The following is a 22,058-nucleotide window of genomic DNA, read 5'->3' as shown; positions in this document are numbered from 1 at the left end:
GACAATGTAAATATATGGATATATAATCATATTGTCATATGAATAAATATTCATACGAAAGGAGATAAGAAATGGATAAAGTAGTAAACGAAGCTATTGTTAATAAAGTTGCTGCAGCATTGCCGGAAGAGGAAATTCTTTATGATGTTGCTGAGTTGTTTAAAGTTTTTGGTGATTCAACTAGAATCAGAATTATTTGTGCTTTGTTTGAATCAGAAATGTGTGTATATGATTTAGCGGCGTGTTTAGATATGACACAGTCTGCTATTTCACACCAATTAAGAATTTTAAAGCAAGCAAACCTAGTTAAATTTAGGAGAGATGGGAAATTGATGTATTATTCACTTGATGATGAACACGTTAAGCAGATATTTGACGCTGGGTATAAACATGTAATTGAGTAAGGAGAGGGTATTTATGAAACTTAAGTATAGTTTGAAAGGTTTAGATTGTGCTAATTGTGCTCAAAAGGTTCAAGAGCGAGTTAGTAAACTTGAAAATGTTAGAGAGTGCAGTGTTGTGTTCGCAACGACAAAAATGTTTGTTGAAACAGATACTGATTTGTTTGATGAATCAAAAATTGTTGAAGCTGTTAAAAGCGTTGAACCGGATGTAGAAGTAATCAATTTATCAAAAAATGGTCAAGATTATAATGTTTCTAATAATCACGAAGAATGTAACGGTGAACATGATCACAAACATCATCATGATCACGAGAAATGTGGCTGCGGACACGAGCATGAACATCACCATGATCACAAGGAATGCAGCTGTGGACATGACCATGAGCATAATATTGAATCAGTTCAACATGGTGATTTAAAAGGTGCGATTAATATTAAAATCAGTGGATTGGATTGTGCAAATTGCGCTATGAAAGTTGAACAAGCAATTAATAAAATGAATGAAATCGATGAAGCAATGATTATTTTTTCTACTGAAACACTGAAAGTAAAACCTAAGACATCGATTGCTCAAAATGAATTATTGAAAAAACTACAAAAAGTAGTTGATCAAGTTGAAGACGATGTGACTTTGACATTAAAAGATGAAATTAAAGTAGTTGAAAAACCAAAATTATTTGTTCCTAAGGAACATCTTGGGTTAATTGGTGGAACCTTAGTTTATATTGCTGGTATTATAGCGGGCGAGTTTGATTATGCAGCAATTGTTTATGGAATTGCATATTTATTAGTAGGGTATAAAGTTATATTAAAAGCATTAAAGAATATCAGGCGTGGTGAGGTTTTTGATGAAAATTTCTTAATGTGTATTGCAACGATTGGAGCATTTTGTATCAGTGACTATAAAGAAGCTATTGCAGTTATGTTATTCTATTCTGTTGGAGAAATTTTTCAAGCATATGCAGTTAATAAAACAAGAACTTCAATTAGTTCATTAATGGATTTAAAAAGTGATTATGCTAATTTATTAGTGGGTGAGGAAATAAAAAAAGTTGCTCCAGAAGAAATTAAGATTGGTGACGAGATTATTGTTAAAGTTGGTGAAAAGGTACCTCTTGATGGAGTTGTACTTGAAGGTGCTAGTACTCTAGATACATCTAGTTTAACTGGTGAAACACTGCCGCGTAATGTTAGCAAAGGTGACGAAGTATTAGCAGGCGTAGTTAATTTAACAGGAATTATTAATCTTAAAGTATCTCAGGTTTATGAAGATTCAACTGTTTCAAGAATTTTAGATTTAGTTGAAAATGCAGCTAGTAAAAAAGCTCCAATTGAACAATTTATTACACGCTTTGCAAGAATCTATACGCCAACTGTTGTATTTTTGGCTGTTGCACTTGCAATTGTTCCAATGCTGATTTTTAAAGATGCAGTATTTACAGATTGGTTATATCGGGCTTTAACTTTCTTAGTTGTCTCATGTCCATGTGCATTGGTTATTTCAATTCCATTGGGACTATATGCAGGATTAGGGAAAGCAAGTAAAGTTGGGGCATTAATCAAAGGCGGTAATTATCTTGAATTATTAAAGGATATTGATACTGTTGTGTTTGATAAAACTGGAACACTTACAGAAGGTAGCTTTGAAGTTGTAGAAATTAATGGTGCCGATGACTTATTGATGCTTGGAGCATATGGTGAAAGTATGTCAAATCATCCAATTGCTAAAAGTATTTTAAGAAAATATGGTCAAGAAATTGATCAAAAGCGAATTAGTGACTTTAAAGAGATAGCAGGTAAAGGTATTGAAGTTAAAATTGATGATAAAGTATATAATTTAGGTAATAAATCTTATATTGAAGGTTTAGGAATTACAGTCAATAATCCATCTACAGTAGGGACAGTAGTGCATATTGTTTGTCAAGGTAAATATTTAGGTAATATTGTTGTCGCAGATAAAATAAAAGAAACTACTATTGAAGGAATCAAACATCTGAAAAAATATGGTATTAAAAATACTGTAATGTTGACAGGGGATCGTAGCGAAGTAGCCGAAGATATTGCTAAAAAAATTGGAATTGACACAGTTTATAGTGAGTTGTTGCCACAAGATAAAGTAATTCAAGTAGAAACTCTAATCAATCAGGGAGCAAAATTATCATTTGTCGGTGATGGTATTAATGATGCACCAGTTCTAGCTCGAGCTGATTTGGGAATTGCTATGGGTGGTGTTGGAAGTGATGCCGCTATTGAAGCAGCTGATATTGTATTGATGAATGATGATATTGTTACGATTGGTGAAGCAATCTGTATTTCACAAAAAACAAATAAAATTCTAAAACAAAATGTGACTTTTACATTGATTATTAAAATTGGAGTCTTATTATTAACAATGTTTGGATACGCCAATATGTGGATGGGTGTGTTTGCTGATGTTGGAGTAACATTGATTGCAATCTTAAATTCAATGAGAATATTACGATAATTGATTAGGACTGGTTAGCCGGTCCTAATTTTCTTTAATTTAAAGTTAGAGTCTATAAACTTTATTTGATATGGTGTATAATTTAGCGCGGAGGATATTTATGGAGAAGGTAATTATATTAGGAACAGGAAATGCAGGTGTAAAAAATTGTTATAATACTTGCTTTGCTTTGAAAAATAAAAATGAATATTTATTGGTTGATGCCGGCGGTGGAAATGGTATTTTAAAGCAGCTTGAACTGGCAAAGATTGAATTATCCCAAATAACAAATATGATTGTTACGCATAGCCACACTGATCATGTATTGGGAGTAGTATGGATTTTTAGAATGGTTGCAACCAAAATCAAAAGTGGTGAATATGACGGTAACTTCAACATATACTGTCATGATGAATTGGTTTCTACAATAAAAACAATTATCAAACTAACAGTACAAGAGAAACTCTATAATTTAATTGATGAGCGCATATTTATTAATGAAGTACAAGATGGACAAAAAATCACAATTTGTGAACATCTTGTGACTTTCTTTGATATTTACTCAACAAAAGCAAAACAATTTGGTTTTTCGATTGAATTAGATGATGGAAAATTGACATGTTTAGGTGATGAGCCATTCAATGAATTATGTTATCAATATGCTGTTGATTCAAAATGGTTATTAAGTGAAGCTTTTTGTTTATATCAAGAACGTGATTTTTTTAAGCCATACGAAAAGTATCATTCAACAGTAAGAGAAGCTAGCGAACTAGCACAAACATTAAATATCAAGAATTTGATTTTATATCATACTGAGGAAAAAAATCTTAGTCATCGTAAAAAATTGTACACTGATGAAGCAAAGCAATATTTTAATGGAAATATCTTTGTGCCTGATGATCTGGAAGAATATAGGTTGTAGGAGGAGTAACATGACACTAGATAAATTAATTCCAGGAATGAGTGGGAAAGTTACGATTGTTCACGGAGAGGGCTTATTGCGTCGTCGTTTGTTGGAAATGGGATTGACTCCAAAAACAGTTGTAAAAGTTCGCAAGATTGCACCGATGGGTGATCCTATTGAACTTTATTTACGAAGTTATGTTTTAACGATTCGTAAAGATGATGCAGCGATGATTGAAGTAGAGGTGATTAGTGATGCCAACTAAAACAATAGCTTTAATTGGAAATCAGAATTGTGGTAAAACAACTCTTTTTAATGCTTTAACTGGTTCGAATCAGCATGTTGGTAATTTTCCAGGTGTAACAGTTGAACAAAAATCTGGAACTATTAAAAAACATCCATCGATTAAATTAGTTGATTTGCCAGGAATATATTCATTAACACCATATACAATGGAAGAAATCGTCTCAACTGATTTTTTGATTAAAGAAAAACCATCAATGATAATAAATATTATCGATGCGACTAGTATTGAACGTAATTTGTATTTAACAATGCAGCTTTTAGAATTAAATATTCCAATGATTTTGGCGCTGAATATGATGGATGAGGTTATTAGTAGTGGTAATAGCATTGATGTAGAAGGATTACAACAGGCGTTAGGAATACGGGTTATTCCGTTATCAGCAAGTAAAAATGAGGGAATTGAAGAATTGATCGAGGCTATTGAAACAACTCTAAAAGAAAATAACTGTTCACATTTAGATCTTTGTTCAGGTGAGATTCACAAAGCGATACATTCAATAACCCATTTGATTGAAGATAATGCAGTTAAGGCAAAACTACCAAAACGTTTTGCCGTTACAAAAATTATTGAGGGTGATAAAGATATTATCAGGCAATTACATCTTGATGTTCAGCAACTCCATATTATTAAACATATTATTGAGGATATGGAAGAAAAGGAAGGCTTGGATAAAGATGCGGCCTTAGTGGATATGCGCTATCAAGTAATTGAAAATATCACACGACAAACTGTTTTTAAAGAGCAAGAAACTGCGGGTCAAGTACGTTCTGAAAAAATAGATTCTATTTTAACTCATAAATATTTTGGAATACCAATCTTCATTGTCGTTATGCTAATGATTTTCTTTCTGACCTTTAATGTTATTGGTGCACCGTTACAGTCATTAATGGAAATAGCAGTTGATTTTATCGGGAGTACGATTATTACATTTTTAACTAATCATCAAGTTGCACCTTGGCTAATTTCGCTACTGCGAGATGGAGTAATTGCTGGAGTTGGAAGTGTTTTATCATTCTTGCCGTTAATTGTTGTATTATTCTTTTTTCTATCGATGTTAGAGGATAGCGGATATATGGCACGGGTAGCTTTTGTAATGGATAAGCTGTTAAGAAAAATAGGTTTATCTGGTAAATCTTTTGTTCCGATGTTAATTGGATTTGGGTGTTCTGTACCTGCAATTATGGCTTCACGAACATTATCGTCTCAACGTGATCGTAAAATGACAATTATTGTGACACCATTTATGTCATGCAGTGCTAAATTGCCAATATATGGGATGATAATTGCAGCTTTTTTTAGTACGAAAGCCCCACTGGTGATGATTACTATATATTGTATTGGAATTTTAGTTGCAATTTTTTCTGCATTATTATTAAAAGCGACAATTTTCCCTGGTGATCCAATTCCTTTTGTAATGGAATTACCAAGTTACCGAATCCCAACAGCTAAAAATGTGATTATGCATATGTGGGAGAAAGCAAAGGATTTTTTAAAAAAAGCTTTTACAATTATTTTTATTGCATCTTTATTAATTTGGTTTTTACAAAGCTTTAATTTTCGTTTTGAAATGGTCACTGATAGTTCAAAAAGTATTTTAGCTTACATCGGAAATAAACTATCATTTATTTTTGCACCTTTAGGATTTTCTGATTGGCGCTTATCGACATCTTTGATTACTGGAATAACAGCAAAAGAATCGGTTGTCTCAACCTTATCTGTCCTTACTAATTCAAGTAGCCCGGATGCTTTATATCATGCTTTGAATACTTTACTTACACCAGCAAGTGCATTTGCTTTTTTAACCTTTACAGTATTATATATGCCTTGTGTGGCTGCTTTTGCGGCAACAAAACGAGAACTTGGTTCTTGGCTACAGGCAATCTTGACAGCAGGTTATCAAACAGGAATTGCTTACGTAGTTGCTTTTATTGTTTATCATTTAGCTTTATTGATTTCTTGATTGACAAATAATATAATTATAAATAGATAACCAATGAAAGGACTTACATTATGGATAAAAATTTAGGAACTATTATTAAAATTAAACAAGATGGGATGATCAAAGCGTTTGAACAAAATAATATGCAAATTACTTTTGTTGATAACTTTGAACAATTACATAATTATTTAAAAAAATATTTATGTAATCACAAAACAGTTGCCTTAGGTGGTTCGATGACTTTATTTGAAACAGGAGTAATTGATTTAATTCATCAATCTGATGTTTTATTGCATGATCGCTATCAAGAGGGATTAGAGCGAGAACAAATGCAGGAAATATTCAGAAAAGCTTTTACTAGCGATTTATTTATAACGAGCACAAATGCTCTAACTACAAATGGATGTTTATACAATGTTGATGGAAATGGAAATCGTGTTGCAGCTATGATCTATGGTCCAAAAGAAGTTGTTGTAATCGCTGGGAAAAATAAGATTTTTGATAGTGAAGAAGAAGCAATCAATCACATTAAATCAATTAGTGCTCCCGCAAATGCTGTTCGTTTAAATAAAAAAACACCATGTACTAAAACAGGGACATGTATGAATTGTTTATCAGCAGATAGAATATGCAGCAGCTATGTCAAATTGGGGTATCAAGGTAACATTAATCGAATTAAGATCGTTATTGTTGATCAAGATTTAGGTTATTAAGATGAAGAGTGGAATTTTATTTCCTTTATCAAGTTTTCCTTCAAAACATGGGATTGGTGATTTAGGAAAAGAAGCTTATAAGGTCATTGACCAGCTTGCTGCAAATAAAGGTCAATATCTTCAAATTTTGCCATTTCATCCTTCTACTCAAGCTAATTCACCATATCGTGCGGTAAGTACATATGCCGGAGATGAAATCTATATTAATTTAAACAGTTTAGTCGAAAATGGGCTGTTAGATGAAGTACCTGAATATTATTCTGAAACATCAAATGTTGATTATGACAAAATCAGAAAATTTAAGCATAAATATTTATTATTGGCATATAACAATTTTAAGGGCAATGATCAGTACGATCGTTTTTTAACTAAATGCCCTTGGGTTTTTGATTATGCTCTCTACTGTACGTTTGCTTCAATTAATAAAAGTTATGATTGGGCATCATGGCCGACTGAATTTAAAGATTATCCTAAATATCATCAGGTAAATTTAACAAAATATACAGAGCAGATTGCTTACTATCAATTTGTTCAATTTATTTTTTATCATCAATGGTTTTCATTTAAAAAATATGCTAATGATAAAGGAATCAAAATTATTGGTGATATGCCATTTTATGTTGATCACGGTTCAGTCGAAGTATGGTTGGATAATCAGTCATTTTTATTGGACGAAGCGGGTTATCCAACAAGTGTTGCTGGTGTTCCACCCGATTATTTTAGTCCAACTGGGCAATATTGGGGAAATCCTCTTTATGATTGGAAATATCTAAAATTTAATAAATTTAAATTTTGGACTGATCGAATTGGCTGGGCTAGTAAGATCTTCGATATTACTCGTATTGACCACTTTCGAGCATTTGATTCGTATTGGGATATTCCTGTTGATGCACCAACAGCGATTGAAGGAAGTTGGAAATATGCTCCCGGCTACGAACTATTTGATCAATTATATGCCTCTCTAGGAAGTATTGATTTAGTAGCAGAAGATCTAGGTTATCTGCGTCCTGAAGTTATTGAATTAAAAAATCATTATCATCTCAAAGGAATGAAAGTTTTTCAATTTATGTTAGATGATGGTTTTAATGATCTTGAACATTCATATTTTTATCCCGGAACTCATGATAACGAAACAATCAAAGGATGGAGCGATAGCCTTAATGAAGAAGCATTGAATAAAATAAAGAAAATAGTTGATGAAAAACTGCCGCTAAATTTAGCAATTATTAAATTCTGCTTACATTCCAATGCCAGTGATGTAATTGTTCCAGTTTGGGATTTGCTGGAAGTAGATAATGAACAACGGTTTAATATTCCGGGAGAAGTTAATGATACCAATTGGACTTATCGTGTATCAAACATGAGTTTAGTTGAGAAAGCTTTTAAATTATTTAATAAACTAAAAAGTGAGGATTAAAATGAGTTATAAAAAAATAGATGTCAATGAATTAAGTTTAAATCCGTTTAAAACAATCGGAAAAGATTGGCTTTTAATTAGTGCTGTCAAAGATGGAAAAATAAATACAATGACTGCCTCTTGGGGTAGCGTTGGAGTGATCTGGAATAAAAATGTTGTGACTGTGTATATTAGACCACAGCGATATACTAAGGAATTTGTAGATAGTGCAGATTATTTCACGTTAACTTTTTTTGATGGCTATAAAAAAGAATTAGGGGTTCTAGGTTCAAAATCTGGACGTGACAGTGATAAAATAAGAGAAGTTGGTTTTAATGTTGAGATGATTAATGAACAGCCTTTATTCAAACAAGGCACAATGGGAATGGTTTGTAAAAAATTATATCGGGGTAAAATTGAACCAACAGGGTTCATTGATGTTTCTCTAGATGTGAAAAATTATCCAGATCATGATTATCATTATATTTATATTGGTGAAATAGAAAGTATTTATGTAAACGAAAAAGATTAATCTTTTTCGTTTATTTTTGCATATTAAGGACATACTTTAATTGGTGAGAATATGCAGATATTAGAATATATAGTTGTCCCTGTTATATCATTAGCAGTTCTATTTGGAATAACAAAAATGATGGGATATCGACAAGTTAGCCAATTAAATATGTATGATTATATAAATGGAATTACAATTGGGAGTATTGCCAGTGAGCTAGTCATGGGTGGGTTTGATAATATGTTAAAGCCGCTTATTGCTATGATCGTATATACAATTGTAATAATTATCCTTTCCAAACTAGCAAGTACTTCTTTAACGATGAGAAATATTATTGACGGGCATCCGGTGGTTTTATTTGAAAATGATCAAATATATAATGAAGAATTGGAAAAGGCTAAACTTGATGTTGATGAATTTTTAATGCAATGTCGAATAGGGGGCTACTTTGATTTAAATGAATTACAGATGGTTGTATTAGAAACAAATGGAAGCTTAAGTTTTTTTCCAAAAGAAAAATATCGTCCTACTGTGGTCAATGATTTAAATATTAAAATTAATAAAGTTAATCCGCCGACTTTATTAGTTAAAGAAGGAACGATTTTTCATGAAAATTTAAAATCAATTAATCATGATGTTGATTGGCTTGAGCGGGAACTAAATGTTTTAGGAGTACCGTTATCAGATATTATTTTAATGTATCAAGAGGATAATAGTAATCTAGTTGTATACACTATTAATGAAATTGAAAAAAAATTTAATTAATGCGTGAGTTGAAATTTAGACAACAAATAGGAAGTATTATTACTTCCTATTTGTTATTTTTTCGATATTTATCATAAATGATTTTCAAACCTTTAAAGGTTAAATCAGGGTCGTATATATCAATTAAATCGGTTTCATTAAAAATAATCCGACCTAGTCCACCAGTAGAAATAACTTTAAGTTTCTCATTATACTCGGCTTTAATTTCACGAATAATATTTTCAGTTAATCCAATATATCCATAGATTATTCCAGCTTGCATACTAGATACAGTATTTTTGGCGATTACACTTTTAGGTTTTTTGATTTCAATTTCTGGTAATTTTGCTGCCTGACTAGATAGCGCATTAATACTAATGCCAATCCCGGGAGCTGTTGCACCGCCTAAAAAATCACCATCTTTACTTATTACATCAAAAGTAGTCGCAGTTCCAAAATCGATTACAAGGCAAGGGCCACCGTGAATGTAATATGCTCCAGCAGCATCAACCAGGCGATCGGCTCCTAATTCTTTAGGATTATCGATTTTAATTCGGATTCCTGTTTTAATGCCAGGACCAACAATAATCGGCTCTTTATTAAAATATTTTTTAATCGAATTAGTAAATGAATACATAATTTTAGGTACAACTGAGGCAATAATAATGTCTTCAATTTCATCAACTAATATGCTAGATGCCTGCAAGAAACTTAGCAGCATAAATCCATATTCATCAGAAGTCCGTTCTAATTTTGTTGTTAGACGATAATTGTCAATAATTTCATCTTTATCAACTAATCCCATCGTAATATTTGTATTTCCAATATCAATTACAATTAACATGAATGACTCTCCTTGATTTTTATTAATTTTTTTAAGATTAAATCACTTAATTCATCTTTAGACATAAGTTCAATTGATTGTACGTCATTTTTACTAATAAAAGTGACTTTATTAGTATCTTTTTTGAAACCAGCACCATTTTCATTTAAATTATTAGCAACTAATAAATCACAATTTTTACGTTTGAATTTATCCTTAGCATTTTCAATTAGATTTTGTGTTTCCATTGCAAAACCGCAAATTGTTTGAGTTGTTTTATGAGCGCCTAAATAAGTAAGAATATCATCATTTTTAACCATCTCCAAAATTAATGAATCTTCATGCTTTTTTATTTTATTAGTAGCAATTTCTTTGACCCGATAATCACCTACAGCAGCGGCTTTAATGATATAATCTTGTTTTTCATAACTTTCTTTGACGGCTTCAAACATAGCACGGGCAGATTTAATATTGATTACTTCAACTCCATACGGAACCCTTAAATCTGTCGGACCACTAATCAGAGTTACTTTAGCACCTAATTGATAGGCGCGTTTTGCCAATGCATAACCCATTTTTCCGCTTGAATGATTAGTGATGTAACGAACTGGATCAATCGCTTCTTGAGTTGGACCGGCAGTTACTAAAACACGTTTATGTTTTAATGGCTTAGGACTTAAACAATATTCAACCATGTTAATAATATCATCAGTATCAGCTAATTTTCCACGGCCAACATCTCCGCAAGCAAGTAACCCGTAGCCAGGCTCAACAAATTTAATGCCATAAGTTTTGCATCTTTCAATATTACGTTGCGTTGCTAAATTGTCATACATATTAACATTCATTGCTGGTGCAATCAGCTTAGGACAAGTAGCAGCTAAAAAGGTTGAAGTAACAATATCATCGCAAACACCATTAGCAATTTTACCAATAATATTAGCTGTTGCAGGGACAATGATAAAACAGTCTGCCTTCTTTGCATAGCTGATATGTTTAATTTGATAACCTTGATCGTCAAAGTCATCGACCAGAACAGGTTTGTTGATTAAAGCACCAAGAGTTAGGGGACTGATAAATTTTGTTGCATTTTCAGTCATAATTACTTCAATATCATAATTTAATTTTTTTAAGGCTCGAACTAAATCACAAGTCTTATAAGCAGCAACACTGCCACTAATACCTACAATAATTGTTTTCATATTACTTCCTTTCTATCTTTGAACTATCTCAAATTTGATTAATAATTTAAAAACAATTCTAGTATCAATCATGCTTCATCACCATCTTTTATTCATTGGGAATGAGCTTGGATTAAATACTAGAATATATAATAATTAACTTTTCTATATTTCATTTTGCCTCCACTACCGTTCTTCCTAGATACGGTGTCAATCATGATTTATAAATGATTAATGATGAGCGATCATCACTAAATGATAAAGCCATTATATTACTTAATGAATAATAATTCAATCATTTAAATTGTACCTTTTGTCTGATTGGTGCTAAAATAATAAAAAAAGAAATGGAGTGAGTTGAATGAAAAAAGTCGCAGTATTATTTCATGATGGATTTGAAGAAGTTGAAGCTTTAAGTGTTGTAGATATTATGCGTCGAGCAAATGTAGAATGCACAATGGTAGGAATGGATAAATTAGAAGTCACTAGCTCTCATCAAATTAAAATTAAAATGGACCAAATCTATGATGGGTTAGATAACTATGATGCAGTTGTTATTCCTGGAGGAATGCCTGGGGCAAGTAATTTAAGAGATGATTCACGGGTTATTGATCTTGTTAAACAATTTAATCATGATGGTAAAATAATTGGAGCAATCTGTGCGGGACCGATTGTTTTACAGGAAGCAGATGTTATTAAAGGAAAAACCGTAACTTGTTATCCAGGTTTTGAAGAACAGTTAATTGGTTCTAATTATCAAGAAACACTTGTCCAAAGAGATGAGAATATTATTACCGGAAAAGGACCAGCAGCAGCTCTAGCTTTTGGGTACACATTGCTAGAAGCACTTGGGTGTGATAGTAGTGTGATAAAAGAGGGAATGCAGTATACTTATTTAGAAAAAAATATTTAATCAAATTACTTTAAATGGTAAATGAATAGGATTATAATATTACTGTTAAATAAGGAGGAAAATGATATGGCTAAATTTGTATGTTCTGTATGTGGATATGTTTATGAAGGAGATGCAGCTCCAGAACAATGTCCAGTATGTAAAGTTGGGGCTGACAAGTTCGTTGAACAAACAGGTGAAATGACTTGGGCAGCAGAACACGTTGTAGGTGTTGCTAAAGACGTAGATGAAGAGATCAAAAAAGAATTAAGAGCAAACTTTGAAGGAGAATGCTCAGAAGTAGGAATGTATTTAGCAATGGCAAGAGTTGCACATCGTGAAGGATATCCAGAAATTGGATTATATTGGGAAAAAGCAGCTTATGAAGAAGCTGAACATGCAGCAAAATTTGCAGAATTATTAGGAGAAGTAGTAACTGATTCAACAAAAAAGAACCTAGAGATGCGTGTTGAAGCTGAAAATGGAGCAACTATGGGTAAAACAGAATTAGCTAAGAAAGCTAAAGCATTAAACTTAGATGCAATTCATGATACAGTGCATGAAATGGCACGTGATGAAGCACGTCATGGAAAAGCGTTTGCTGGATTATTAAAACGCTATTTCGGATAATTAAGAATAATTTTTTAAATTAAAGCAATAAAAGTAGGTATATAAAAAGATAAAATTTCTTTAAGTATACCTACTTTTTATTATGCTTAATTTATTTAAAAATAGTGCTTTTCAATTTGAGCAAGTGAAAACAACACAGTAAAAGTAAAGAAAAGTTCAACAATACTATTGATTACGCCAAACATAATGATAAACATTCCAATTAATAAGACTAAACTCCTAAATAGAGTAGACATTTTTTTATAAAACTGATAATCATCTAACATGATACGATTAATTAGTAATTGGATAATAAATAATAGGGAGATGGTTCCTGATGATGAAATGAGGACATGGAGAACCGAAACAATATTTTCATTATCAGGATGATAAGGTAAATAGGAACCTGTCAGCATGGAAATAAAACAACTCCCGATTAAGAACTTATTTGCAATCGTTAGATACGTAATATGTTTAAAAAGTTTAATTACCTTAAATAATAAGAAACATGAAATTAATGTAACCCAAATTAAATAATATATTCTTAAATGAGGTTGATAAGATAAGTAAGTAAAATTATTATATGCCCAAGAGGTTTTTAACGACATTAAAAAGGTGATTATAAACATAAATAGATACATTTTTCAACCCCCAATAATGTTATTTTAATAAAATTCTAAAAAATTGTAAATAATAAAAGAAAAAATGAACATTGAATAGTAAATAATATTATAGGAGGATTTTAAAATGAAAATCAAAATGAAAAGTATTCATGCAAACATTATTAATGAAACCGTATCAGCAAGTGCCACGGATGTTCGAGCACAGATAGAAATTGGATATAGTCACGATGAAAAAAATCGATTGCAGCTTAATTATCATATATCTGTAGGTAAGCAAAACAGTGGGCATTTATATGTTATTAAGTGTTCTTTTGTCTTGATTGATTTCTCAACAGAAATGTCTGAAAAAGAGATTTTAAATGAAGCAGTAGAAAATTTACAAGAACGTATTGAAATTATATTAGCCTTATTAACTGAAGAAATGGGTTTTGAATTACTTTCATGATGAAAGTGATTATCGAGTAACAAACTAAATTAATTATCATATTTTATAGTAGAGGTGGAATATGATAGTTTATATAAATGGAAATGATAATCGTTGTAAACAATTAGCAAAGCTAATGATTGCAGATGGTTATCAAATTCAAGAAGATAGTAGGCTGATATCTTCTTGTGATATTATTTATTTAGGTAAAGATGGTCAGGGGTTTGAACAAGTTGATTTTAAAAATAATGCTATAGTACTTTCATTATTAAAGAATCAGCGATTATGTTATTTAAGTAAGTTAAAGGGATTTAATTATCGTTACTTGTATAGTGATGAAGACTTTGTTGTTGAAAATACACATATTAGTGATGAAGCAGTGATTGCGTATATGATAATTGATAATTCAATTAGTTTGTCAAATTCTAATGTGTTAATCTTAGGTTATGGTCATTGTGGACGCGATTTAGCAGCTAAACTTGAAAAATTTAATGCGAAAGTCAGCATTAGTAATCGCAGTGATCATTATCATGATGAAGTTGTTGAAAAAGGATATCGTTATATTCGGTTGGATCAGCTCACTTTAAATGGGTATGATTTTGTTATTAATACTATTCCTAGTCAAATAATTGACAGCGATATTCTAAAAACAAAAGATGTTAATTGTAAGATTTATGATGTTGCTTCAACACCATATGGTTTAAAAACTTGTGATCGTGATGAAAGTTATCATCTATTAAAGCAGCTTCCGACTAAGTATGCCTATGATAGTAGTGCAAAAGCGCTTTATAAAGCAATTAAACGGGCAGTTGATCAATATGCTTAAAAACAAGAAAATCGGAATTGGATTAACAGGGTCTTTTTGTTCGCTACAAAAGACGCTGGCTGTAATAAAAGAATTAGCAGCTTTAGAATGTGATTTATATATATTTGCAAGTGAAAAAATTTTAAATTGTAATACTCGTTTTAATAAAGCTGACGAATTAATTGATGAATTAGAAAAACTTTCTAAAAGAAAAGTAATTACTAATGTTGTAGACAGTGAAATATTTGGACCCAAAATTCCTTTGGATCTAATGATTGTAATGCCCTGTAGTGGCAACACATTAGCAAAATTAGCTATAGGGATAAACGATAATGCTGTCACAATGGCTTGTAAATCAACACTTCGTAATGAACATAATGTTGTTTTAGCAATCGCGACAAACGATGCTTTAAGTAATTCTGGTAAAAATATCATGCAAATTTTAAATACTAAACATTTTTATCTTGTCCCAATGTATCAAGATGACTGCATAAAAAAACCAAATAGCATGTTATTTGATGAGACTCTTGTAATTCAAACAGTAATCAATGCAATTAATAATAATCAGCTCCAGCCCGTTTTTGAGGGTGTAAAAGATGATTAGAGTTTTAAAATTTGGTGGAACTGCTTTAAAAACAAATGATTCAATCAAACTAGTTACTAATGTTATAATTAATAATTTGGATCATAAATTATTAGTTATTGTAAGTGCTATGGGACGTTATCCAGATGCTTATGCCACTGATACATTAAATGCACTAGCACTTAATGCTAACTACGATGAACATTGTCGATTGCTTAGTTGTGGAGAAATAATAAGTAGTATCGTGTTATCTAGTAATTTGAAATCACAAGGAATTAATGCAATCTCGCTTTCAAGTATGCAGTTAAATCTTAAAGTTAAGCATAATCGTTTAGTTGGCTTAGATACCAAAGTAATCAATAAGTATTTTGAAACATATGATGTCATTATCGTGCCAGGATTTCAGGGAATAGATAAATTTAAAAATATTCGTATTCTAGAAAAAGGGGATAGCGATTATACAGCAGTATACCTAGCACGACGTTTGAATTTGGATGAGGTATATATTTATAGTGATGTTTGTGGCATTTTTACTGGTGATCCTAAATATATTAATGAAGCACGACTTATCAAGCATATTGGCTATCGTCAAGCTCTTGATTTAGCCAAGCACAAAGCTCGGATCATTTGTTACAAAGCATTGATGGAAGGGTATAAAAAAGATGGCTTTAAAATCAAGTTACGTTCTTTTAAAGATGATAGGATTGGTACTTTGATTAATCATGATGATACAAATATCCGAACAATGTCAATTGATTTTAATTATTGGCTAATTCGTTTTGAAGAAACAATAGCTAAAAGCGATTATAGTTTCCTTCATGATTGCTTTGACGATGATTATTTAATTTTTGAAGAAGATTTAGCTAAACTAGAAACTGATTATACTAAAATAGATCTTTATACAAAAGTACATTTTGTTGGTTGTGGATTAGAAAATGATGAGATTTATCGGAATTTTCTTGAAAAATTTGCAATTGTTTCTAAAAATGAACATGATAGTTATTATGTGAAAGCAAAAAATCAAAAACAAGATTTGAATCTTTTACATGATTTGGTTGTAAGGAGTGATTAAAATAGATATTTTTACTAATTTAATTACTCCCTTTGATATTGATGATATGATTGATTATCAAGCGCTAGATAATCATATTGAAAAATTAGTAAATCAAGGAAATAATAAATTTATTATTGGCAGCAGGACAGGGGAAGCTGCTTCATTGACTTTTTTAGAACAAAAACACTTATTACGATATGTTTGCTATCACTATCCTGGTCTTGAAATATATATGCAGCTTAGTGAATCATGTACAAAAAAAGTAATTAAACAGATAGGAGACCTTAAAGACATTAGCGAATTTGCTGGCTATATGATCGAGTTACCAGAAATTTTTAGTTTAACCCAAAACGGATTGATTAGGCATCTTGATCTAATTGCTACTGCAACTAATAAATCGATTGTTATTCAACAACATAAGCAAAATATGATTGCTGTTAATCATTTATTGGAATTGAAAGAAAAACATGAAAATATAACTGGCTTGATTACTGAAGTAAATAGCACAGGTTATCAGATTATTAGAAATAACGGGTTAGGTCTATACGGTATAGAAGAGATGCTAGTGCAAAATGAAATTAATAATTATGATGGACTTATTAGTAACTTAACTAATCTAAGTTATAAAAAGTATAGAGAATTAATTACTCAGCATAATGATTTATATTTTGATTTTTTTAAATTAATAGTTAAATATTTTTATCAAGATAATATTGTAAGTACATTAAAATATTCGTTGAGCCAAAGTAGCAATATTCTTTATAAGTTACGTTTGCCATTAGTTAAAATCAGTGATGAGTCAAAAGAACAATTGAATAAAATAATGGAGAAATATTAATTTATTTCTCCATTATTTTTGAATCACGAAATAAAAAAAGATACTTTAAATTTATTTATTTAATGAGGCGGATGTTATATACTATTAAAAACGGCTAGATAACTATGAAAAAGTAGATACTCGTAAAGTCTAATTAAAGATTAGAGTTTGAATTTTAAGGAGACAATATAATGAAATTTGCATTTATAATCATGGGAGATTTTAATTTGAAATATGATCATGCCGCAATCCATCAACAGACAGCACAAATAATTGGCGTTACTAATTTAGCAGAAGCAAGTATTGTGGCAAAAAATTATTTATTGAGGGAGTTGACTGCATCGAATTATGCGGTGCTTTTGGAAAAGCAGGAGCTAAAACTATAATTGAAGTGACGGAAAATAAAATACCAATTGGGTATGTTACGCATTTACCAGAACAAGATGAAATTTACGATCTCACTTTTGCTAAATAATTTCTTAAATGAACACGGCTAAAAAAGGTTATTGTGTTAATAATATTACATGTTAAAGATGTTAGTAAAAATTAAATCATTTCTCTTTTCTTGAGAATTTTGATACAATGAACGTAGAAAGTATTAGCAAACGATACTATAATATGTTAATATGGTAAAGATTGTTTTTCAGCGATGATTAAGAAATAATATAGATTATAATAATGGAGGAAAAAATGAAGAAAGATGTTGTTAAAATTTTACCACTTGGCGGACAGGCTGAGATGGGTAAAAGTATGTACTGCATCGAAATAAAAGAACAGATTTTTATTTTAGATGCCGGGTTTAGATTCCCAGAAGTAAGTAAATTAGGAGTGGATATCATTATTCCTAGTTTTGATTACTTAAAAGAAAATAAAGAACGAGTTGTAGCTATCATCATAACGCATGGTCATGATGATGTGATGGCAGCTTTGCCTTACTTGTTAGAAGCGGTCAATGCCCCAGTTTATGCTCCAGCACTAACAGCTGATCTAATTGAACAAATGATCAAGCGACATAAAAAACATAATAATTTTAGAGTGAGTTATCAGTTAAATCGTGTAAAACGCAATGATTCAATTATTATTGCTGGCATTCCTGTTGAATTTTTTCCAGTAACTCATTCGATTCCTGGTAGTGTTGGAGTGGCTTTATGGACTGATAATGGATATATCGTTTATAGCGGTGAATTTATTGTTGATTTTGGTGCCCCAGAAGGATTTAGATGTGATATTCAAAAAATGATGGAGATTGGAAAAAAAGGTGTATTAGCACTTTTATGTGAGTCATCTTATTCTAAAAATCCAGGTTATACATCACCAAAACATAAATTGACAGATAAAATTGATAATATTTTTGAAGATAGTGAAGGACGAATCATTATTTCAAGTTATGCTCAAAACATTTTTAGAACTAAAGAAATTGTTGAACTGACGAAGAAATATAATCGAAAAATTGTTTTTTATGGTCGTGATAAATATGATAGCACAAATAGTATTGTCCGCATTGGACAGCGTTTAAAAAAAGCAGTGATTCAAGTACCAAAAAATCTTATTGCTTTTTCTACTGATATTGGTAAAAAAGGAATTGATGATAATTTAGTAGTGTTGCTCAGTGGGACACCGCAAAGAATCTATCATGATATTTGTGATATCATTGATGGTGGAGATGAGTTTTTAAAATTAAATAAAAATGATACATTTATTGTTGCTTCTCCAGTTATTCCTGGAACAGAAAAAATTGCAAATAAAGCGGTAAATGAATTATATAAGACAGATTCAAATATTCATGTATTAAAAAATAAAGAATTATGTTCGATGCATGCATCGCAGGAAGATATTAAAGTAATTATACAAATTTTTAATCCGACATATTTTGTACCAGTTAAGGGTGAGTATCAACATTTTATTTCAAATTTGGAAGTTGCTAAAAATATGGCAATTAAACCAGAAAATATTGCTATTATCGATAATGGTGAAATTTTATCGTTTAAAAGTGGAAAACTAGAAGATTATCGCGATACTATTGAAGTTGAAGATGTAATGATTGATGGAATTGGTGTTGGTGATGTAGGTGATAAAGTTATTGATGATCGAATTCAGTTGTCAAATGATGGAGTAGTCATTATTGGAGTCACGATTGATAGTAAAACTCATGAAATTATTGCCAATACTGATGTTCAGTCACGTGGTTTTGTTTATTTAAGGGATTCTGAACATATTATTAAGGGAGTTATTGATATTGCTGAAAAATGTGTTAGTGAAATGAAAGATGATCCTAAACTAGAAGCAGTAGAAGTTCGACAAAATATTAAAGATAAAGCAAATAAGTTTATTATTAAAGAGACAGGTAAAAGACCTGTAATCTTGCCAATTATCATCGAAGTTTAAGCAAGTTTATCCTTGCTTTTTCTTTTGCTAAATAGATATGATATGGTATAATGATTGAGTTAGAGTTGGGAGTGTGAGTCATGGCGAAAACAAGTCGTTCAAAAAAATCAAAACAAGATCAAATTAGTGAGGATTTAAAAGTAAGAATCATTGCTACAGTAGGCTTGTTTTTAATTGTTGTCGGGGCAATGAAATTAGGACCAATTGGTGAACAACTGAATTTTTTGTGTACTTATATAATTGGAAATTTTGTTGGAATTAGTTATATTTCATTGGTTTTGATTAGTGGGTATGTAATTTATTTTGCTAAATTACCAAAATTTACTGGTCCTCGTGCAATCGGATTATACATGGTGGTAGGGGCAGTTTTGACTTTTATGTCATCTTTAAATGATGATTTAATGGTTGGAATGAAAGTAATTAATCAATATGTCTCAACAGCACCTTGTAATCGAGGTGGATTTCTAGGAGCTGTTTTATATGGCATTTTAAGTGCTTTGTTTGATAAAACGGGGGCAATGATTGCTGCTGGTTTTATTTTAGTAATTGGTTTAACTTTGTTAGGTAGTAAGTTTTATTTAGAACATCGTAAAAATGTTGCTGAAAGAAAGAAAAAGAAACCCACTAAAAAAGATATTAAAATGCATCAAAGCGCTAGTAAATTCACAGATTTTTTTACCCCTAAAAAAGATAAAGCAAAAGGCTTTTTTCCAGAGGAGATATTTGGTGATGAAAATACTTCAAGCCAAGAGCAAGATCCCCCTGGAAAGAGTTCAGCTCGAATCCATACTACTCATTTAGAAGAAGATGAATCAGTACCCTCTACATTTGAATTTGATGAGGATTCTATGACTTTAGAAATTAAAGATAAAGAACCAAAGATCCATGAAAATGATATGTCTAAACCTAAGAAAAAGATTAATAAGAATTATCGTTTACCTGCCTTATCCCTATTAAAAAATCCTACAGCAAAAAAGTCTGGTGATAATAAAGGAAATGCATTATCTAAAGCTGAAGCACTAACAAATGTTCTTCATGAATTTGGAGTAAACGCAACAATTAGTGATATTTTTATTGGACCATCGGTTACTAAATATGAATTAAAATTGGAAACGGGCACGCGTGTTAATAAAATTATGCAATTACAAGATGATATAAAATTAGCCTTAGCTGCAAAAGATATTCGTATTGAAGCACCAATTCCTGGTAAACCGGCAGTTGGAGTGGAAATTCCTAATAGTGTTGCAACAATGGTAAGTTTCAAAGAAGTAATTAAAGACATTCCAAAAGATTTACAGGATAACAAGTTGTTAGTTCCTTTAGGCAAGGATGTTAGTGGTAAGATTATTTATGCGGAATTAAATAAAATGCCCCACTTATTGATTGCTGGGGCAACTGGAAGTGGAAAATCAGTTTGTGTAAATACTATTATTTGTAGTATTTTGATGCGTGCTCGACCGGATGAGGTGAAATTTATTCTTGTCGATCCTAAAAAAGTAGAGTTAACTAATTATAATGGTATACCTCATCTATTAGCTCCAGTAGTAACTGATCCTAAAAAGGCAGCTGCAGTATTGCAGGAAGTTGTAGTGGAAATGGAGCATCGCTATGACCTTTTTGCTGGGGCAAATGTACGGAATATCGAAGGCTATAATAACTATGCACGTAAAAAAAATGAAGAATTAGCTTTGGACGAACAATTAGAGATCTTACCTTTTCATGTAGTTATTTTAGATGAGGTTGCTGATTTGATGATGGTCGCAAGCAAACAAGTTGAAGATTGTATCATGAGGATTGCTCAAATGGCGCGGGCAGCAGGGATTCATTTGATCGTTGCAACACAAAGACCATCGACTGATATTATCACTGGAGTCATCAAAGCAAATATTCCATCAAGAATTGCTTTTGCAGTCTCTTCTGGAATTGATTCACGAACAATTTTGGATGCTTCTGGAGCGGAAAAATTATTAGGAAAAGGAGATATGTTATTTTCACCAATGGGTTCTAGTTCACCGGTGCGGGTTCAAGGTGCTTTTGTATCTGACGATGAAGTTAGTGCAATTACTCACCACACTGCTACTCAGCAGGAGGCTAGCTATGATGACAAATACATAAATGTAAAATTAAATACTACTTCACCAAGTGCTGCTTCGAAAGAAGAAGAGGAAGATGAAGAATATGAAATGTGTCGCAGTTTTGTAATCAATGCTCAAAAAGCAAGTACATCTTTATTACAACGGCAGTTTCGAATTGGATACAATAAAGCAGCACGAATCATCGATCAGTTAGAAGCAGACGGTGTTATTGGACCACAGATTGGCTCTAAGCCACGTGAAGTTTACATTCGCGGATATCAAGAAGAGGACATCTAAATAGATGTCTTTTTTTGTATATTTTATAAAAAAACGGGAATAATAAATGTAATCGCTTTCAATTTTTAAGGAAGAATGTTAAAATAAAGCTATAGTTTATTGAAG

At 31.3% G+C, this 22,058-nt stretch carries 23 protein-coding genes; 20 read left to right on the top strand and 3 right to left on the bottom strand.

Features of this window, described 5'->3' with window-relative positions; translation table 11 throughout:
• Window positions 1-71 precede the first annotated feature (71 nt).
• The 9 genes from EYR00_RS07955 (at window position 72) to EYR00_RS07915 (ending at window position 9,406) form a co-directional block, all read left to right on the top strand.
• Complete coding sequence (locus EYR00_RS07955; RefSeq protein ID WP_003537719.1) at window positions 72-404, top strand: ArsR/SmtB family transcription factor; 333 nt, start codon at window positions 72-74, stop codon at window positions 402-404.
• A 13-nt stretch (window positions 405-417) separates the two neighbouring features.
• Window positions 418-2,889, top strand: a complete 2,472-nt coding sequence (locus EYR00_RS07950; protein ID WP_003537721.1) for a heavy metal translocating P-type ATPase — start codon at window positions 418-420, stop codon at window positions 2,887-2,889.
• A 100-nt stretch (window positions 2,890-2,989) separates the two neighbouring features.
• Window positions 2,990-3,790: an MBL fold metallo-hydrolase gene (locus EYR00_RS07945; RefSeq protein ID WP_003537723.1), complete on the top strand. Its 801-nt coding sequence runs from the start codon at window positions 2,990-2,992 to the stop codon at window positions 3,788-3,790.
• Window positions 3,791-3,800: 10 nt separating this feature from the next.
• Window positions 3,801-4,037 carry a FeoA family protein gene (locus tag EYR00_RS07940; RefSeq protein ID WP_003537724.1) on the top strand — a complete coding sequence of 79 codons (237 nt, stop codon included), beginning with the start codon at window positions 3,801-3,803 and terminating at the stop codon, window positions 4,035-4,037.
• Window positions 4,027-6,039 carry a ferrous iron transport protein B gene (feoB, locus tag EYR00_RS07935; protein ID WP_003537725.1) on the top strand — a complete coding sequence of 671 codons (2,013 nt, stop codon included), beginning with the start codon at window positions 4,027-4,029 and terminating at the stop codon, window positions 6,037-6,039. The genes EYR00_RS07940 and feoB overlap by 11 nt, the downstream gene beginning before the upstream one ends.
• Before the next feature lie 50 nt (window positions 6,040-6,089).
• The gene (locus tag EYR00_RS07930; protein WP_182481619.1) at window positions 6,090-6,731 is read left to right on the top strand and encodes a lactate utilization protein; all 642 of its coding nucleotides are present in this window, start codon (window positions 6,090-6,092) and stop codon (window positions 6,729-6,731) included.
• A 1-nt stretch (window position 6,732) separates the two neighbouring features.
• Window positions 6,733-8,148, top strand: a complete 1,416-nt coding sequence (gene malQ, locus EYR00_RS07925; RefSeq protein ID WP_003537728.1) for a 4-alpha-glucanotransferase — start codon at window positions 6,733-6,735, stop codon at window positions 8,146-8,148.
• 1 nt (window position 8,149) lies between these two features.
• Window positions 8,150-8,659, top strand: a complete 510-nt coding sequence (locus EYR00_RS07920) for a flavin reductase (RefSeq protein ID WP_003537729.1) — start codon at window positions 8,150-8,152, stop codon at window positions 8,657-8,659.
• Window positions 8,660-8,710: 51 nt separating this feature from the next.
• Window positions 8,711-9,406, top strand: a complete 696-nt coding sequence (locus EYR00_RS07915) for a DUF421 domain-containing protein (protein ID WP_003537731.1) — start codon at window positions 8,711-8,713, stop codon at window positions 9,404-9,406.
• 46 nt (window positions 9,407-9,452) lie between these two features.
• Here the strand turns inward: EYR00_RS07915 and EYR00_RS07910 are convergent, their stop codons facing one another.
• The gene (locus EYR00_RS07910) at window positions 9,453-10,229 is read right to left on the bottom strand and encodes a type III pantothenate kinase (RefSeq protein ID WP_003537732.1); all 777 of its coding nucleotides are present in this window, start codon (window positions 10,227-10,229) and stop codon (window positions 9,453-9,455) included.
• Window positions 10,223-11,410, bottom strand: a complete 1,188-nt coding sequence (coaBC, locus tag EYR00_RS07905; protein ID WP_003537733.1) for a bifunctional phosphopantothenoylcysteine decarboxylase/phosphopantothenate--cysteine ligase CoaBC — start codon at window positions 11,408-11,410, stop codon at window positions 10,223-10,225. Before coaBC ends, EYR00_RS07910 begins: the two co-directional genes overlap by 7 nt.
• A 340-nt stretch (window positions 11,411-11,750) precedes the next feature.
• Here coaBC and EYR00_RS07900 point away from each other — a divergent pair, with 340 nt between their 5' ends.
• Together EYR00_RS07900 and EYR00_RS07895 are read left to right on the top strand one after the other, a co-directional pair.
• Window positions 11,751-12,302: a DJ-1 family glyoxalase III gene (locus tag EYR00_RS07900; RefSeq protein ID WP_003537735.1), complete on the top strand. Its 552-nt coding sequence runs from the start codon at window positions 11,751-11,753 to the stop codon at window positions 12,300-12,302.
• A 66-nt stretch (window positions 12,303-12,368) separates the two neighbouring features.
• Entirely contained in the window at window positions 12,369-12,911 is a 543-nt protein-coding gene (locus EYR00_RS07895) for a rubredoxin-like domain-containing protein (protein ID WP_003538430.1), read from the top strand.
• Window positions 12,912-13,006: 95 nt separating this feature from the next.
• Here EYR00_RS07895 and EYR00_RS07890 read toward each other — a convergent pair whose 3' ends face one another.
• Entirely contained in the window at window positions 13,007-13,531 is a 525-nt protein-coding gene (locus EYR00_RS07890) for a hypothetical protein (protein ID WP_008791716.1), read from the bottom strand.
• A 106-nt stretch (window positions 13,532-13,637) separates the two neighbouring features.
• Here EYR00_RS07890 and EYR00_RS07885 point away from each other — a divergent pair, with 106 nt between their 5' ends.
• From EYR00_RS07885 to EYR00_RS07850, 9 genes are all read left to right on the top strand, one after another.
• Window positions 13,638-13,958 carry a hypothetical protein gene (locus EYR00_RS07885; RefSeq protein WP_003538427.1) on the top strand — a complete coding sequence of 107 codons (321 nt, stop codon included), beginning with the start codon at window positions 13,638-13,640 and terminating at the stop codon, window positions 13,956-13,958.
• A gap of 61 nt (window positions 13,959-14,019) precedes the next feature.
• Window positions 14,020-14,763, top strand: coding sequence for an NAD(P)-dependent oxidoreductase (locus EYR00_RS07880; protein ID WP_003538425.1), 744 nt, complete (start codon window positions 14,020-14,022; stop codon window positions 14,761-14,763).
• Window positions 14,756-15,346 carry a dipicolinate synthase subunit B gene (locus EYR00_RS07875; protein ID WP_003538423.1) on the top strand — a complete coding sequence of 197 codons (591 nt, stop codon included), beginning with the start codon at window positions 14,756-14,758 and terminating at the stop codon, window positions 15,344-15,346. Before EYR00_RS07880 ends, EYR00_RS07875 begins: the two co-directional genes overlap by 8 nt.
• A complete protein-coding gene (locus tag EYR00_RS07870; protein WP_003538421.1) occupies window positions 15,339-16,397 on the top strand; it encodes an amino acid kinase family protein in 1,059 nt (352 codons plus the stop codon). Before EYR00_RS07875 ends, EYR00_RS07870 begins: the two co-directional genes overlap by 8 nt.
• Window positions 16,390-17,217 (top strand): dihydrodipicolinate synthase family protein, encoded by an 828-nt coding sequence (locus EYR00_RS07865; protein WP_003538419.1) that lies wholly within the window; start codon window positions 16,390-16,392, stop codon window positions 17,215-17,217. The genes EYR00_RS07870 and EYR00_RS07865 overlap by 8 nt, the downstream gene beginning before the upstream one ends.
• Before the next feature lie 170 nt (window positions 17,218-17,387).
• Window positions 17,388-17,582 (top strand): hypothetical protein, encoded by a 195-nt coding sequence (locus EYR00_RS07860; RefSeq protein WP_003538417.1) that lies wholly within the window; start codon window positions 17,388-17,390, stop codon window positions 17,580-17,582.
• On the top strand, window positions 17,519-17,671 hold the full coding sequence (locus EYR00_RS16090; RefSeq protein ID WP_220476838.1) for a DUF6506 family protein: 153 nt from the start codon (window positions 17,519-17,521) through the stop codon (window positions 17,669-17,671). The genes EYR00_RS07860 and EYR00_RS16090 overlap by 64 nt, the downstream gene beginning before the upstream one ends.
• Window positions 17,672-17,886: 215 nt before the next feature.
• The gene (locus EYR00_RS07855; protein ID WP_008791720.1) at window positions 17,887-19,581 is read left to right on the top strand and encodes a ribonuclease J; all 1,695 of its coding nucleotides are present in this window, start codon (window positions 17,887-17,889) and stop codon (window positions 19,579-19,581) included.
• 80 nt (window positions 19,582-19,661) lie between these two features.
• Entirely contained in the window at window positions 19,662-21,953 is a 2,292-nt protein-coding gene (locus EYR00_RS07850; RefSeq protein ID WP_003538406.1) for an FtsK/SpoIIIE family DNA translocase, read from the top strand.
• Window positions 21,954-22,058: the final 105 nt, after the last annotated feature.

It is taken from the genome of Thomasclavelia ramosa DSM 1402, assembly GCF_014131695.1.
In the GTDB taxonomy this organism is placed as follows: domain Bacteria; phylum Bacillota_I; class Bacilli_A; order Erysipelotrichales; family Coprobacillaceae; genus Thomasclavelia; species Thomasclavelia ramosa.
This window is presented reverse-complemented; position numbering and strand designations above follow the sequence as displayed.